General features: G+C 66.3%; 1 protein-coding gene. It reads right to left on the minus strand.

Features of this window, described 5'->3' with window-relative positions; genetic code table 11:
• Positions 1 to 173: 173 nt before the first annotated feature.
• Entirely contained in the window at positions 174 to 500 is a 327-nt protein-coding gene (locus ACFQ46_RS09330) for a GNAT family N-acetyltransferase (protein ID WP_380259240.1), read from the minus strand.
• Positions 501 to 682: the final 182 nt, after the last annotated feature.

Raw genomic sequence — 682 nt, forward strand, 5'->3', positions numbered from 1 at the left:
CGCCTTGCACGGGTCGCGAAGCCGTGCCCTCGATGTGGTCCATGACCTCAGCGTGGCACCAACTGCTCACTTCCGTAGGCGGGATGACCTCACGGTCATCCCGCGGTGCGCGCTGAAGCCACGGTCACCCTGCAGTGCGTGCGAAGTGGCCTCCTCAATGCGCGCTCGATCCATCACAGGGAGCGCGTGACGAACACCGTGTCGCCGTAAACCCCATCGCGTTCCAGCCGGTCCGTCTCCACGAACCCGACCTTCGCCAAGACCCGCCGCGAGGCAGTGTTCCACTCCGGGACGCTCGCCCACAAACGCTCATGCCCAGAAGACCTGGCCCACTCCAGGACTGCCGCAGCAGCCTCGGTGGCGAAGCCCTGGCCCCACACGCAGCGCAGCACCTCGAACGCGATCTCCGGTTCCCCCGCGGGCACACGTTCGCCGACGATCAGGCCGCAGTGGCCCACGACGTCACCTTCGAGCCTGCGCTCCATCGCGAGCCAGCCCAGCGTCGCGGGGCGCGGTCAAGTCCACTGAGGTGGTGTACGACTCTCGCCGCGTGATACTTCGTGCGGTCAGGCCGTCAAGGCCTGCATCGTGAGGTTGGAGTTCACCTCCGCAGCGGTCTCAGTGACTGTTTCAGATATGGAGTGAGTGCTGCCTCGGCCTGGTCAGCCGACGCAGCATCATC

This window comes from Kineococcus sp. GCM10028916, assembly GCF_042674865.1.
Taxonomy (GTDB): domain Bacteria; phylum Actinomycetota; class Actinomycetes; order Actinomycetales; family Kineococcaceae; genus Kineococcus.